This window comes from Sphingomonas sp., assembly GCF_031372575.1.
GTDB lineage: Bacteria > Pseudomonadota > Alphaproteobacteria > Sphingomonadales > Sphingomonadaceae > Sphingomicrobium.
In genome coordinates this window covers 1-13,922 of record NZ_JANMLM010000110.1, presented here as the reverse complement: position 1 = coordinate 13,922, position 13,922 = coordinate 1, and the positions used below count along the sequence as shown (strand labels likewise).

Below are 13,922 nucleotides of genomic sequence, written 5' to 3'. Positions count from 1 at the left end.
GAGTTCGAACTCGACGTCGTCGAAGGCATGCAGTTCGACCGCGGCTATCTGTCGCCTTACTTCATCACCAACCCGGAAAAGATGTCGGTCGAGCTTCAGGATCCCTACATCCTGATCCACGAGAAGAAGCTGTCGAACCTGCAGGCGATGCTGCCGATCTTGGAAGCGGTCGTCCAGTCGGGTCGTCCGCTGCTGATCATCGCCGAGGATATCGAGGGTGAGGCGCTCGCCACGCTCGTCGTCAACAAGCTGCGCGGTGGGCTCAAGGTCGCTGCGGTCAAGGCACCGGGCTTCGGCGATCGTCGCAAGGCGATGCTCGAGGATATCGCGATCCTCACGGCTGGCGAGATGATTTCCGAGGATCTCGGGATCAAGCTTGAGAATGTCACCGTCGAGATGCTCGGCACCGCCAAGCGCGTGACCATCGACAAGGACAATACCACGATCATCGACGGTGCCGGAACGCATGAGACGATCGAGGCGCGCACTGTTGCGATCCGCCAGCAGATCGAGAATACGACCAGCGATTACGACAAGGAAAAGCTGCAGGAGCGGCTTGCCAAATTGTCGGGCGGCGTGGCCGTGATCAAAGTCGGCGGCGCGTCCGAGGTCGAGGTCAAGGAACGCAAGGATCGCGTCGATGATGCGCTCCACGCGACCCGCGCTGCGGTTGAAGAAGGCATCGTACCCGGCGGCGGCACGGCGTTGCTCTACGCCACCAAGGCGCTTGAAGGCATGACCGGGGCCAATGACGACCAGACCCGCGGTATCGATATCGTCCGCAAGTCGCTGACCACCCTGGTCCGCCAGATCGCGCAGAACGCCGGTCATGACGGTGCCGTGGTTTCGGGCAAGTTGCTCGAAGGCAATGACCCGACGATGGGCTTCAACGCCCAGACCGAGAAATATGAGAACCTCGTCGAAGCCGGCGTGATCGACCCGACCAAGGTCGTCCGCACCGCGCTCCAGAACGCAGCCTCGGTCGCCGGCCTGCTGATCACCACCGAAGCGGCGGTCAGCGAACTGGCCGACGACAAGCCGGCGATGCCGATGGGCGGCGGCGGCATGGGCGGAATGGGCGGAATGGATTTCTAAGCCCGACGCTTGCTACCGACTGAAGATAAAGGGTCGGCGTCTCCGGACGTCGGCCCTTTTCTTTACTTAGCCCAACCCGGCTGCGCGGGCTCAAGCGTCTCAAGAAACGCGCCTGCGCTCTCCCGATAAGCCTCCCGCATCTCTGGAGCCATGCGGTCCCAATTGGCGTACATCTGGATCATCCGGCGATTGCGGCGGAAGCGGCGCTCGTGGCGCGCCAGAAAGTCCCAGTAGAGTGCATTGAATGGACAGGCCTCGGGCCCGGTCTTCTGCTTCACATCATATCGGCAATCCCGGCAATGGTCCGACATCCGGTTGATGTAGGCGCCTCCACCGGCATAAGGCTTGGTCGCCAGCCGGCCGCCGTCGGCATGCTGGCTCATGCCGATGACATTGGGCAGCTCGACCCATTCGTAGGCGTCGACGTAGACCGCAAGAAACCAGTCGGCGACATCTTGGGGGCGGACCCCGGCGAGCATCGCGAAATTGCCGAGCACCATCAGCCGCTGGATGTGATGCGCATAGCCATTATCGCGGGTGTTGCGGATCGCTTCGGACAGGCACAGCATGTCGGTTTCGCCGGTCCAGTAAAATTCGGGCAGCGGCCGCGTCGCCTCAAGCGCATTGGCGGTCGCCACGTCGGGCATTTCGAGCCAGTAATAACCGCGAACATATTCGCGCCAGCCAATGATCTGGCGGATGAACCCCTCGACCGAGTTGAGCGGCGCCTTGCCAGCGGCATAAGCCTCAGCGGCGGCAGTGGCGACCTGGATCGGGGTCAGTAGCCCCAGGTTGAGCGCCGGGCTCAGCCAGCTGTGAAACAACCAGTCCTGCCCGGTCACCATCGCATCCTGATAGGTGCCGAAGTCGGGCAAGGCGGTGCGCACGAAATGCTCCAGCGCGTGTTCCGCCTGGGCTGCGGTAATCGGCAGGCCGAAGCCCTCCAGTCGCCCGAAGTGGCCACCGAACCGCGCCGCGACCAGCGCCATCACCTCGCCGGTGGTTTCATCGGGGGCAAAGTGCATCGGCTCTGGATAGTTGGTCCCGCGCTTCGGCGGTGCGCGATTATCCTTGTCCAAATTCCATGTTCCGCCCTCGGGCTTGCCCTCGGTGGTCATCAGCAGCCCGGTCTTGCGGCGCATGTCGCGATAGAAAAACTCCATCGTTAGCTCGTTTCGAGCCTGCGCCCAGGTCTGGAATTCGAGGGTGGAGCAGAAGAACCGGTCGTCGGGCAGGATGTCGACCGGCACCCCGCATAGCGCCGCCCAGCCGTCGATCATTGCCTTTACCCGCCACTCGCCCGGCTCGACGATGCGAATGCCGGCCGCACCATGCCGTTCGACGGCGCGCTGTACCTCGCCAGTGAAGCTGCCTGTGTTGTCGGGGGCGTCCAGCCGGACATAATCAACCGTCCACCCGGCATGGCGCAATTCGTCGGCAAAGTGCCGCATGGCCGACAGGATTAGTGCAATCTTGCGCTGGTGATGCCGGACGTAGGTGGTTTCCTCGGCGACCTCCATCATCAACACGATCGAATCGGCTAGGTCGCCCTCGCGCAGCGACGCGAGTTGATGGGACAATTGGTCGCCCAGCACGGGAATCAGGATGGTCATTGCGGATTGGATCGCAGGCTAGCGAGCGACGTCGTTGGCCGCTTCGGCATTCAGCATTGCCTCCGCTTCATCCAGCTGGCGATTCTCGGCTGTCGTCGGCGCGAGTGGGCGCTGCTCGCCGCAAGCGGTGAGTAGCAGTCCAATCAGGAACAGGCTCTTTCGCATTGCGATCAAACTACCACGCCCATCGGCCAATAAAAAAGGGGCCGCCCGATTTCCCGGACGGCCCCAATTTTGTGCACCTGCCCAAGGGCAGGAACGCGATCATTACATCGCGTTATTGGCAGTCGCGTTGGCAACTTCGTTGTCGGTGACGACAGCGTTGTCGACCGCATTTGCGGTGGCGTCGAGTGCGTTATCAACCGAGTTCGCAGCCGCTGCGGTGTCCGCATTGGCTTCGGTTTCAATCGTGTTCACCGTGCTGGCGGCGTTGTCAGCGGCATTATCCTGGCACGCGGCGAGGCCGAGCGCGAGGACCGCAACGGTCAGTGCAACTTTCTTCATGATCGTTCCATTCCATCAAATATGCCGCTTTCACGGCATCAGGGCTCGGCCTGCCGCAAAAATCGGTCAGGCCAGCGCGCGGATGTAAAGGCACCTTTGGCATTGCGCAATCACCAAATTCATCGGTCCATTGCATGGCGCTTTTGCCGTCCCTTAAGCGCCTCTCTAGCGCGTTGACGGATATAAAGAATTCTTTATATCCTTTCCGAATGTTGGCCAGCGTCTCTCTACGGCTTCCAATAGCCGACCTGTTTCAGGCGCTTGCCGATCCGTCGCGCTTGCGAATCGTCGCGTTGTTGCGGTCGATGGAATTATCGGTCGGCGAACTCGCCCAGGTGCTTGGCCAGAGCCAGCCGTGGGTCTCGCGCCACGTCAAGATCCTGGCCGATTCGGGGCTGATCGATCGCCATAAGGAAGGCAGCTGGGTATTCCTCGCGCTGACCAACGGGACGATCACGGCGGCGCTGGCCAATCTCATCGACCAATGCCTCGATCCCGCCAGCCGTGCTTTGCTCGATGCCGACGCGGTCCGGTTGGCCGAAGTCCGCGCCGACCGCGCCGAAGCTGCGGCGCGTTATTTCGCCGCCCATGCCGAGGCGTGGGATTCGATTCGCTCGCTCCACGTCCCCGAAAGCGCAGTCGAGCGCGCGATCGAGCAGGCGATGGCCGATCAGCCGCTTGGCACCCTGGTCGACATCGGCACCGGCACCGGGCGGATGATCGAGTTGCTTGGGCCGACCGCCGCGCAGGCGCTCGGCGTCGATCGCTCGTCGGAGATGCTGCGCCTCGCGCGGGTCAAGCTCGATAAGGCCGGGATCGCCGATGCCAGCCTGCGCCAGGCCGACATGTATGCGCTCCCGCTGGCCGAGTGCAGCGCCGACAGCGTGATCATCCATCAGGTGCTGCATTATGCGCAGGCGCCAGCCGCGGCGATTGCCGAGGCGGCGCGCGTGCTTCGCCCTGGTGGCCGCCTGCTGGTGGTCGATTTCGCGGCGCATGAGCGCGAGGAATTGCGCACCGCCGACGCGCATTTGCGGCTCGGGTTTGCCGATGAGGCGATTGCCGGCTGGTTTGCCGCCGCCGGGCTCGATCCCGATTTGACCGAGCATCTGCCGGGCGGGGAACTTACCGTGACCTTGTGGCGCGGTGTGAAGCGCGGCCAGATTGATCGGCCAAAATCTTACGAACGGAAGGCGGCATGAACCCGCGCTCCGAATCCGCGCTCGCCGTGCATGCACCGCTGTTTGCCGAAGCGCGCGGGGACATTGCGGTCAGCTTCGAATTCTTCCCGCCCAAGTCGGACAGCATGGCCGCGACCTTGTGGCAGTCGATCGAAACGCTTGCGCCGCTCGGGCCGCGCTTCGTCTCGGTCACCTATGGCGCTGGTGGCACAACTCGCGAGCGGACCCACCAGACGGTCGAGCGGATCGTCCGCGAAACCCCGCTCACCGCCGCGGCGCATCTTACCTGCGTCGATGCCAGTCGCGACGAGGTGGACGACGTGGCGCGTTCCTATTGGGAATCGGGGGTTCGCCACCTGGTCGCGCTGCGCGGTGACCCGCCCGAGGCTGGCCGCGCCTTCGCCCCGCATGCGCAAGGCTATGCCAATGCCGCCGAACTGGTCGCGGGGCTAAAGAAGGTCGCGCCGTTTGACATTTCGGTCGCTTGCTATCCCGAGGTTCATCCCGAGGCGACCTGTCCCGAGGCCGATCTCGATCATTTCAAGCGCAAGGTCGATGCCGGCGCGAACCGCGCGATCAGCCAATTCTTCTTTTCCGCCGAGAATTTCTTCCGCTTCCGCGATCGGGTGGCGGCGGCCGGGATGGATATTGAGATCGTTCCCGGGATCCTACCGGTCACCAATGTCGCCATGACCCGCAAATTCGCTGGCCAGTGCGGTGCGGCGATCCCGCCGTGGATGGACAGCATTTTCGAGGGGCTCGACGAACTTCCCGCCGCGCGGCAATTGATCGCGGCTACGGTCGCCGCCGAACTGTGCGGGCAACTTTATGCGGGCGGAGTGCGCCACTTCCACTTCTACACGCTCAACCGCGCCGAACTGGCCTACGCCATCTGCCATTTGCTCGGAGTTAGGGCATGACCGCCGCCGCTGATACCTTCCGCGCCGAGGCTGCGCGCCGGATCCTGGTCAAGGATGGCGCTTACGGGACGATGATCCAGGCCGAGAAACTGGTCGAGGCCGATTATCGCGGCGATTTGGCGTTCACGCTCGACCAGCGCGGCAACAATGACCTCCTCAACCTCACTCGCCCGGCGGTGATTGAGGCGATCTGCCAGCGGTTCGTCGATGCCGGCGCGGACATCCTCGCCACCAACACCTTCAACGCCACTGCAATCAGCCAGTCCGATTATGGCCCAGAAGCGGTTGCACTTTCGGACGAAATGAACCGCGCCTCGGCCCGGATCATCCGCTCGGTCACCGATCGCGCGACCGCCGCCGATGGCCGTCCACGCTGGGTCGCGGGCGCGATCGGCCCGACCAACAAGACGCTGTCGCTCTCGCCCAAAGTCGACGATCCGGGGTTTCGCGAGGTCGACTTCGACGGGATCAAGGCGGCTTACCGCGCCCAGGTCGACGCCTTGCTCGATGGCGGGGTCGATTTCATTCTGGTCGAGACGGTATTCGATACATTGAATGCCAAGGCGGCGATCATGGCAGTGATCGAGGCTGGCAATGCCCGCGGCCATGTCATCCCGATCATGGTCTCGATGACCCTGACCGATCTATCGGGACGCAACCTGTCGGGCCATACGGTCGAGGCGTTCTGGGCCAGCGTCCGCCATGCCCGCCCGCTGACCATCGGCCTCAATTGTTCGTTCGGCGCGGCGCAGCTCCGGCCCCACCTCGCGTCCTTGTCGGGTCAGGCCGAGACATTGGTCATGGCTTACCCCAATGCCGGGCTCCCCAACGATCTTGGCGATTATGACGAAGCGGCGGAGGAAACCGCGCGCCAGGTTGCCGAATGGGTCGCCGATGGGCTGGTCAATGCGGTCGGCGGATGCTGCGGCACCACGCCTTCGCACATTGCCGCCATAGCTCAGGCGGTTGCCAACCAGTCTCCGCGCGCTGTCCCGGCACCGCGCCCGACGACCATCCTCGCCGGCCTTGAACCAATGGTCCTCGCGGCGTGACCCAGCCCGGCGCCGGCGCGCGCTTCGTCAACATCGGCGAACGCACCAACGTCACCGGCTCGGCGCGGTTCAAGAAACTGATCCTGTCGGGCGACTATGACGCCGCGGTCGAGGTCGCTCGCCAGCAGGTCGACGCCGGTGCGCAGATCATCGACGTCAACATGGACGAGGCGCTGCTCGACGGGCACGCCGCGATGGCGACCTTCCTCAAGCGCATCTCGGCCGAGCCCGATATCGCCCGCGTCCCGGTGATGATCGATAGCTCGAAATGGAGCGTGATCGAGGCCGGGCTGAAATGCGTCTCGGGCAAGCCGATCGTCAATTCGATCAGCCTCAAGGAAGGCGAGGAGCCGTTCCTGACGCAGGCGCGGCTGGTGCGGGCGTACGGCGCTGCCGTGGTCGTCATGGCATTCGACGAAACCGGCCAGGCCGACAGTGCCGCGCGCAAGATCGAGATTTGCAAGCGCGCCTATGACCTCCTCACTGCCGACGGTTTCCCCGCGGAAGACATCATCTTCGACCCCAACATTTTCGCCATCGCCACCGGGATCGACGAGCATCGCCGCTACGCGATCGACTTCATCGAAGCGTGCGGCGCGATCCGCGAACAATGCCCCGGGGTCCACATTTCGGGCGGCCTGTCCAACCTCTCGTTCAGCTTCCGCGGCAACGAGCCGGTGCGCCGCGCGATGCACAGTGTGTTCCTGTTCCACGCCATCCCCGCCGGGCTCGACATGGCGATCGTCAATGCCGGCCAGCTCGACGTGTACGATGCGATCGATCCTGAGCTGCGCGAGGCGTGCGAGGATGTCATTTTCGACAAACGCGAAGATTCGACCGAACGCCTGGTCGCGCTTGCCGAACGCTATCGCGGGACCGATGTCGAGGCCGAGAAGGCGCAGGCCGAATGGCGTTCGCTCCCGGTCCGCGAACGCTTGTCATACGCTTTGGTCAAAGGCCTCGACGCGCATATCGTCGAGGATACCGAGGAAGCGCGGGTCATCGCCAACCGCCCGATCGACGTGATCGAAGGCCCGTTGATGGATGGCATGAACGTTGTCGGTGACCTGTTCGGGTCGGGCAAGATGTTCCTGCCGCAAGTCGTGAAGTCGGCCCGCGTGATGAAGAAGGCCGTCGCGCATCTGCTGCCCTATATCGAGGCTGAGAAGGACGAGGGCGCCAAGGGCAAGGGCCGAATCGTGATGGCCACGGTCAAGGGCGACGTCCACGACATTGGCAAGAACATCGTCGGGGTCGTGCTCCAGTGCAACGGCTACGAAGTTATCGATCTCGGCGTGATGACTCCGTGGACCAGGATCCTCGAGACCGCCAACGACAACAAGGCCGACATGATCGGCCTCAGCGGCCTGATCACCCCCTCGCTCGATGAAATGGTAACCGTCGCGGGCGAGATGGAGCGCGCCGGGATGGTCATGCCCTTGCTGATCGGCGGTGCCACCACCAGCCGCGCCCACACCGCCCTCAGGATCGCGCCAGCCTACTCGGGCCCGGTGATTCACGTGCTCGATGCCAGTCGTGCAGTCGGCGTTGCCTCGGCGCTGGTCAGCGACGGCCCGCAAAAGGCCGAACTGATCACCACCACCGCCGCCGATTACGAGGCGCTGCGCATCGCCCGCTCAAGCCGCGCCGCGCACGACCTCGCATCGATTACAGAGGCGCGTGCAAACAGCTTTCCGTTCGATCCCGACGGCAAGGCGCCCGAGCCCTTGAAGCCCGGCCTGCACCAGTTCGGCGAGTGGCCGCTGCGCGACCTGAAGGCCCACATTGACTGGACGCCCTTCTTCCGAGCGTGGGAATTGGCAGGTAATTATCCCGCCATCCTGACCGACCCGGTGGTCGGCGAAAGCGCCACCGCTTTGTTCGCCGATGCGCAGGAAATGCTCGACCGGATCATCACCGAACATTGGCTAAAGCCGACCGGCGTGGTCGGCCTGTGGCGCTGCCGCCGCGATGGCGACGATGTGGTCGCGCTCGCGGGCAATGCCGAGGTGCGCCTCCCGTTCCTCCGCCAGCAGGTCAAGAAACGCGCCGCCCGCGCCAACATGTGCCTCGCCGATTTCATCGATCCGGCAGGCGACGACTGGATCGGCGGTTTTGCGGTCGGGATCCACGGCATCGAGCCGCACCTCGAGCGGTTCCGCGCCGCGACCGACGATTATTCGGACATCCTGCTGAAAGCCCTTGCCGACCGCCTCGCCGAAGCCTTTGCCGAGCGCCTCCACCAGAATGTCCGCGAAAGCCTGTGGGGCTATGCCGGGACCGAAGCGATGCCGAACATTGACTTGATCCGCGAAACCTACACCGGCATCCGCCCCGCGCCGGGCTATCCCGCTTGCCCCGACCACAGCCTCAAACCGATTCTGTTCGACCTGCTCGGTGGCGATTCCACGGGTGTCGGGCCGGCGGGGGTCACCCTGACCGAGAATTTCGCCATGCTCCCCGCGTCGGCGGTGTCGGGCTTCTACTTCGGCCACCGCGACAGCCAATATTTCGGAGTCGCCAAGATCGGCCAGGACCAGCTCGAAGATTATGCCGACCGGCGCCAGGTTGACGTCGAGATCGCCGGCCGCTGGCTCCGCCCAAATATGGAATGACTCACTAACCAAGTCCGTTGGTCCTGAGCTGGTCGACGGACCGTCCTTCCTTGACGGCGGAAAGTCAGTACAGGGCTTCGACAAGCTAAGCCTGAACGGTGGTGAAATGTTTCGCTGGTTGTTGATTCTCATCGGTTTGCTCCCCGCCCCGCTCGCGGCTCAATCGATTCCGCCGCGTGGCCAGACCGCGATTGTGCCCGAACTAGTGGTCGATTCGCGTGCCGTGCCGGGGGGAGAGGTCGAGCTGGCGATCCTGATGAAAACCACGCCCGGCTGGCATGGTTACTGGCTCAACCCCGGCGATGCCGGCCTGCCGATGACCGTCGAGTGGACGCTCCCGCCCGGCTGGTCAGTCGGCCCGATGCGCTATCCGGTGCCAAGCAAATTGCTCATCGCGGACATTCCCAACTACGTCTACGAACAGGATTATGCCGTCCTGCTGCGGCTCAAGGCGCCGCTTGGGATCACCGGATCGCACCGCATTGCCGCGAAGATGCGCTGGCTCGCTTGTACCGACGAGATTTGCGTCCCCGAAAAGGGGGAAGTGTCGCTGAGCGTGGCCACCGCTGGCACGGCTATGCCCGATGCGCGCTTCAACGAATGGCGTCGTGCCTTGCCGCGCCCGCTGGCCGCCACCGCGCAATTTGCGCTGACCGCCAAGACATTGCGGCTAGCCATCCCGCTGCCCGCCAGCGCGTCGATCGGCACGCCTTACTTCTTCCCTGCAACCGACGGCCCGATCGACTATGCCGCGCCGCAAATCTTCAAACGCCAGGGCGATACGTTGATCGTCGAACTGCAGCGCCGCCGCGGCGATCCGGCGGTGATCGATGGCGTGCTGTCGTTCGGCGACGGGCGCGGGCTCGAGCTTCGCGCGGTGCCCGGCCCGGTGCCGAGCGGGGCGGGGCCGGGGATGAACGCGGTGCTGCTGGCCATCCTCGGCGCACTGGTCGGCGGCATCTTGCTCAACTTGATGCCGTGCGTCTTCCCGATCCTTGCACTGAAGGCGCTGCACCTCGCCAAATCGGGAGGCGGCAAGCGCGATTCATTGGCTTATGCAGCGGGCGCGGTGGCGGGAACCAGCGCGCTTGGCATCGCCTTGCTCGCAATCCGCGCCAGCGGCACCGCGGCGGGCTGGGCGTTCCAACTGCAGGACCCGCGAACGATCCTGATCCTGGTCCTTCTGGCCACCGCAATCACGCTCAACCTGTTGCGCGTGTTCGAATTGCCGGTGATCGGTAGCGAGGCCAATCCCACCGGCAGTTTCAGCACCGGCGCACTCGCCGCCTTCGTCGCCACCCCCTGCGCCGGCCCGTTCCTCGGCGCTGCTTTGGGCACCGCACTCTTGCTCCCCGCCGCCGGATCGATCGCGGTCTTCGCCGCGCTTGGTCTGGGACTGGCGTTGCCGTTCATCGCCATCGCCTTCATCCCCGCGCTCCGCTCGAAATTGCCCAAGCCGGGCGCATGGATGGCGACCTTCCAGCGCATCCTCGCCATCCCGATGGCGTTGACCGCCGCCGCTTGCCTGTGGCTATTGTGGCGGCAAGGTGGGCCAGTCGCGCTTGGTATCGGCGCAGCAGCAATGCTCGGCCTCGGCTTGCTGTTGTTCGGCCTCGGTTTGCGCCAGCGTGACGGCCAGTCGGTGCGCTGGGGAATCCCTGCCGCGCTCGCGCTCGCCGGGATCTCAATCTGGTCGCTGTCGCTGCAGCCCGCCGTCGCCCGCAGCGGCCTATCCGGAACGCCGTGGAGCGAAGCCGCCGTCGCGCGCGCCTTGGCCGCTGGCCACCCGGTGTTCGTTGATTTCACCGCCGACTGGTGCCTGACCTGCAAGGTTAACGAAGCCGGCGCGATCGACCGCGACAGCGTCCGCGCGGCGTTCCGCAAGGCGGGCGTGGTCGAGTTTGTCGGCGACTGGACCAATGGCGATCCCGCAATCACCCGCTTGCTCGAAAGCCGCGGCCGCGCCGGGGTCCCGCTTTACCTGTGGTACGAACCCGGCAAGCCCGAGCCCGAGGAATTGCCGCAAGTGCTGACGCCGGGAATGCTCAGCGCGCGGGCATCGCGTCCGCGCTGAACACTTTCTTTCCCGCGATCCACGTCTCGAGCACCTTGGTCGCCGCAAGCGATTGCTGATCGACCTTGGCCACGTCGCGGTCGACGATGATGAAGTCGGCCTGCATGCCCGGATTGAGGCTCCCGATCTTCGTTTCCGCGAACCCGGCATAGGCCGCACCGCGCGTGAAGCCGCCTAGCGCGGTGGCGAAGCTCACCCGCTCCTCGGGCCGCCAGCCACCTGGTGGCGCTCCATTGGGGTCCTGCCGACTGATTGCCGCCGACAGGCCGGGGAAGGGGTTGGGGCTTTCGACCGGAAAGTCCGATCCGAACGCGAGGTGCACGCCAAGCGTCTCGATCGTCCGCCACGCATAAGCCCCCTTCAACCGCGCCGCGTCCAGCCGCGCTTCGGCCATCGTCCGGTCGCTGGTCTGGTGGGTCGGCTGCATCGAGGCGATGATCCCCGCGGGCCTTAGCCGCTTAAGGTCGGCCGGATCGGCGATCTGCAAATGCTCGATCCGCCACCGCCGGTCGCCCTTATGCCGTCTGTTGAGCCGCTCATAGGCACCGATTACCTGTGCATTGGCAGCATCGCCGATGGCATGGATCGCCAATTGATAACCGCCCGCCGCCGCCGCTTCGGCCTGCGCGCCCAGTTCGGCATCGCTCAGGAACCGCAGCCCCCGCGTGTCCGGCTTGTCGTGATAAGGCATCTTGAGCCACGCCCCGCGCGAACCCAGCGCACCATCGGCATAAAGTTTAACCCCGCCCAGGTGAAGCCGATCGCCGTACAACCAGCCGCTCGGTTTGCCGCCATTGATCGCCTTCATGCCCGGGATTCCAGCAGCGTAGTTCATGATCCGCACCCGCAGCGTCCCGGCCGCCCCCGCGCGGTTCATCGCCGCCCAATCGTCGCCGCTGGTGCCCATGTCCGCCGCTGCGGTCAGCCCGACGCCCAGCATCAGTTGCTGCGCCTTGGCCAGCGCGGCATCATATTGCGCCGGGGTAGGTACCGGAATGGCGTTGGCGATCAGGCTTTCGGCTTTGTCGACGAACAGGCCGCTGATGATCTCGCCCCCCGCCGGTGCCTTGGTCGCGTTGGTCACCCCCGCCGCCTTCATTGCCGCGCTGTTGGCGACACTGGCATGGCCGTCGACCCGCCCCAGCCAAACTGGCCGGTCGCTAACTACCGAATCCAGATCGGCGGCAGTCGGGAAGCGTTTGTCAGCCCAATTCTCCTGATTCCAGCCTCGGCCGAGGATCCAGCCGTCACCCGGATTGGACGCCGCATAGGCCTTCAGCCGCGCCTGCAAATCGGCCAGCGAAGTGGTCCCCGTCAGGTTCAGCTGGAGCGCCTGGAAACCCAGCCCCATGACATGGCCGTGCGCATCGATCAGCCCCGGCAACATCATCCGCCCCGCGCCATCGACCACGATCGTCCCGGCCGGAAGTTTGAACTTCTCCCCGTGGAGTAAGCGTTTCACTTTGCCGTCGTCACTCACCAGCAAGCCGGTAAATCGCTCGAGCTTGCCCGATGCGCCGACCTGCACCCCCTTCACATTATCGACCAACGTATCGGCCAGGGCAGGCGCGGCGGTGAGCAGCGTGGCGGCTGCGATCAGGGCGTTTCTCATGCCCGCTGGCATAGCATTGTTTGGACCGTCGGGAAGGGCTAGTCCGCCAATCCATGAACCTCACACCCCCGACCATCGACGACATCCGCGCTGCAGCGCATCGCATTGACGGCGCGATCGAGAAGACCCCGACGTCGCACAGCGGGGTCCTGTCGAAGATGATCGGCGCCGATCTGTGGCTCAAGTTCGAAAATCTGCAATATACCGCCGCTTACAAGGAGCGCGGCGCGCTCAACAAATTGCTCCAGCTGACCGATGACGAGCGGGCGCGCGGCGTGATCGCCGCATCGGCCGGCAATCATGCCCAGGCGGTCGCCTATCACGGCAAGCGCCTCGGCATTCCGGTGACGATCGTCATGCCTAGTCCGACCCCGACGATGAAGGTCACCCAGACCGAGGGCCACCAGGCGCGCGTCGTGCTCCACGGCGAGACCTTCGACGACGCCTATGACTATGCGCGCGAGCTCGAAGCGGCGGAGGCACTGATCTTTGTCCACCCGTTCGACGATCCCGCAATCATCGCCGGCACCGGCACCATCGCGCTCGAAATGCTCGCCGAAGTTCCCGACCTCGACATATTGGTGGTTCCGATCGGCGGCGGCGGGCTGATCAGCGGCATCGCCATCGCCGCCAAGACGCTCAATCCCGGAATCGAGATCATCGGGGTCGAGGCCGAACTTTATCCCTCGATGAAGAATGTCGTCGAGGGATCGCGCGGGTCAGCTGGCCCGGCTCCTTGACCGCAATCCCCTCGGCCAGCGTGTCGCCGCCGATGCGCCCACGCAAGCCTTCGACGACATTCTTCATCGACGGGTAAAGCTCGGCCTCGACCCCGATTACCTCGATCGCCGGATTGAGCGTCTTGGCGGCGATCGCCATGCCCGAGATCAGGCCGCCGCCGCCGATCGGCACCACCAGCACGTCGAGGTCGGGCACCACGGCGAGCATTTCCAGCGCGATGGTGCCGGTGCCGGCGATAATCTTGGCGTCGTCGAACGGATGGACGAACACCATCGCCTCCTCCGCCTCCATCTCGCGCGCCTTGTCATAGGCATCGTCGAACGTCTCGCCGTGGAGCACCACCCGCGCGCCATGCCCTTCGGTCTGGGTGACCTTCACCGTCGGGGTCGGGTTGGGCATGACGATCGTCACCGGGATGCCGAGGCGCTTGCCGTGATAGGCGACTGCCTGGGCATGGTTTCCGGCCGAGGCGGCGATCACCCCGCGGCGGCGCTCATCCTCGGTCAGCTGGAGCA

The 13,922-nt window shown here is 64.7% G+C and carries 11 protein-coding genes and 1 pseudogene; 7 read left to right on the top strand and 5 right to left on the bottom strand.

From position 1 onward, the window contains the following. Positions 1-1,095, top strand: a 1,095-nt coding sequence (gene groEL / locus RMN73_RS11235; RefSeq protein ID WP_309603420.1) for a chaperonin GroEL, incomplete at its 5' end; no start/stop codon positions are given. A gap of 62 nt (positions 1,096-1,157) precedes the next feature. Here groEL and RMN73_RS11230 read toward each other — a convergent pair. From RMN73_RS11230 to RMN73_RS11220, 3 genes are all read right to left on the bottom strand, one after another. After that, a complete protein-coding gene (locus tag RMN73_RS11230) occupies positions 1,158-2,708 on the bottom strand; it encodes a cryptochrome/photolyase family protein (RefSeq protein ID WP_309603419.1) in 1,551 nt (516 codons plus the stop codon). 18 nt (positions 2,709-2,726) lie between these two features. Continuing rightward, a complete protein-coding gene (locus RMN73_RS11225; protein WP_309603418.1) occupies positions 2,727-2,873 on the bottom strand; it encodes a hypothetical protein in 147 nt (48 codons plus the stop codon). Between the two features lie 102 nt (positions 2,874-2,975). Next, positions 2,976-3,212 carry a circumsporozoite protein gene (locus tag RMN73_RS11220; RefSeq protein ID WP_309603417.1) on the bottom strand — a complete coding sequence of 79 codons (237 nt, stop codon included), beginning with the start codon at positions 3,210-3,212 and terminating at the stop codon, positions 2,976-2,978. Between the two features lie 209 nt (positions 3,213-3,421). On the opposite strand from RMN73_RS11220, the gene RMN73_RS11215 reads away from it, so the two are divergent. The 5 genes from RMN73_RS11215 to RMN73_RS11195 all read left to right on the top strand — a co-directional run bounded on the left by RMN73_RS11215 (position 3,422) and on the right by RMN73_RS11195 (position 11,054). Further along, positions 3,422-4,414: a metalloregulator ArsR/SmtB family transcription factor gene (locus RMN73_RS11215; RefSeq protein WP_309603416.1), complete on the top strand. Its 993-nt coding sequence runs from the start codon at positions 3,422-3,424 to the stop codon at positions 4,412-4,414. After that, positions 4,411-5,313: a methylenetetrahydrofolate reductase [NAD(P)H] gene (metF, locus tag RMN73_RS11210; RefSeq protein WP_309603415.1), complete on the top strand. Its 903-nt coding sequence runs from the start codon at positions 4,411-4,413 to the stop codon at positions 5,311-5,313. The genes RMN73_RS11215 and metF overlap by 4 nt, the downstream gene beginning before the upstream one ends. Further along, on the top strand, positions 5,310-6,365 hold the full coding sequence (locus RMN73_RS11205) for a homocysteine S-methyltransferase family protein (protein ID WP_309603414.1): 1,056 nt from the start codon (positions 5,310-5,312) through the stop codon (positions 6,363-6,365). Before metF ends, RMN73_RS11205 begins: the two co-directional genes overlap by 4 nt. Then, the gene (metH, locus tag RMN73_RS11200; RefSeq protein ID WP_309603413.1) at positions 6,362-8,980 is read left to right on the top strand and encodes a methionine synthase; all 2,619 of its coding nucleotides are present in this window, start codon (positions 6,362-6,364) and stop codon (positions 8,978-8,980) included. The genes RMN73_RS11205 and metH overlap by 4 nt, the downstream gene beginning before the upstream one ends. A gap of 106 nt (positions 8,981-9,086) precedes the next feature. After that, positions 9,087-11,054, top strand: coding sequence for a thioredoxin family protein (locus RMN73_RS11195; RefSeq protein WP_309603412.1), 1,968 nt, complete (start codon positions 9,087-9,089; stop codon positions 11,052-11,054). On the opposite strand, the gene RMN73_RS11190 is transcribed toward RMN73_RS11195, so the two are convergent. After that, positions 11,026-12,666: an amidohydrolase family protein gene (locus RMN73_RS11190; protein ID WP_309603411.1), complete on the bottom strand. Its 1,641-nt coding sequence runs from the start codon at positions 12,664-12,666 to the stop codon at positions 11,026-11,028. The genes RMN73_RS11195 and RMN73_RS11190 overlap by 29 nt on opposite strands. A 53-nt stretch (positions 12,667-12,719) precedes the next feature. On the opposite strand from RMN73_RS11190, the pseudogene RMN73_RS11185 reads away from it, so the two are divergent. After that, positions 12,720-13,379: pseudogene (locus tag RMN73_RS11185) on the top strand (pyridoxal-phosphate dependent enzyme); the annotation flags it as partial. Here the strand turns inward: RMN73_RS11185 and RMN73_RS11180 are convergent. Continuing rightward, positions 13,324-13,887, bottom strand: a complete 564-nt coding sequence (locus RMN73_RS11180; RefSeq protein WP_405051566.1) for a pyridoxal-phosphate dependent enzyme — start codon at positions 13,885-13,887, stop codon at positions 13,324-13,326. The pseudogene RMN73_RS11185 and the gene RMN73_RS11180 overlap by 56 nt on opposite strands. Between the last annotated feature and the right edge of the window lie 35 nt (positions 13,888-13,922).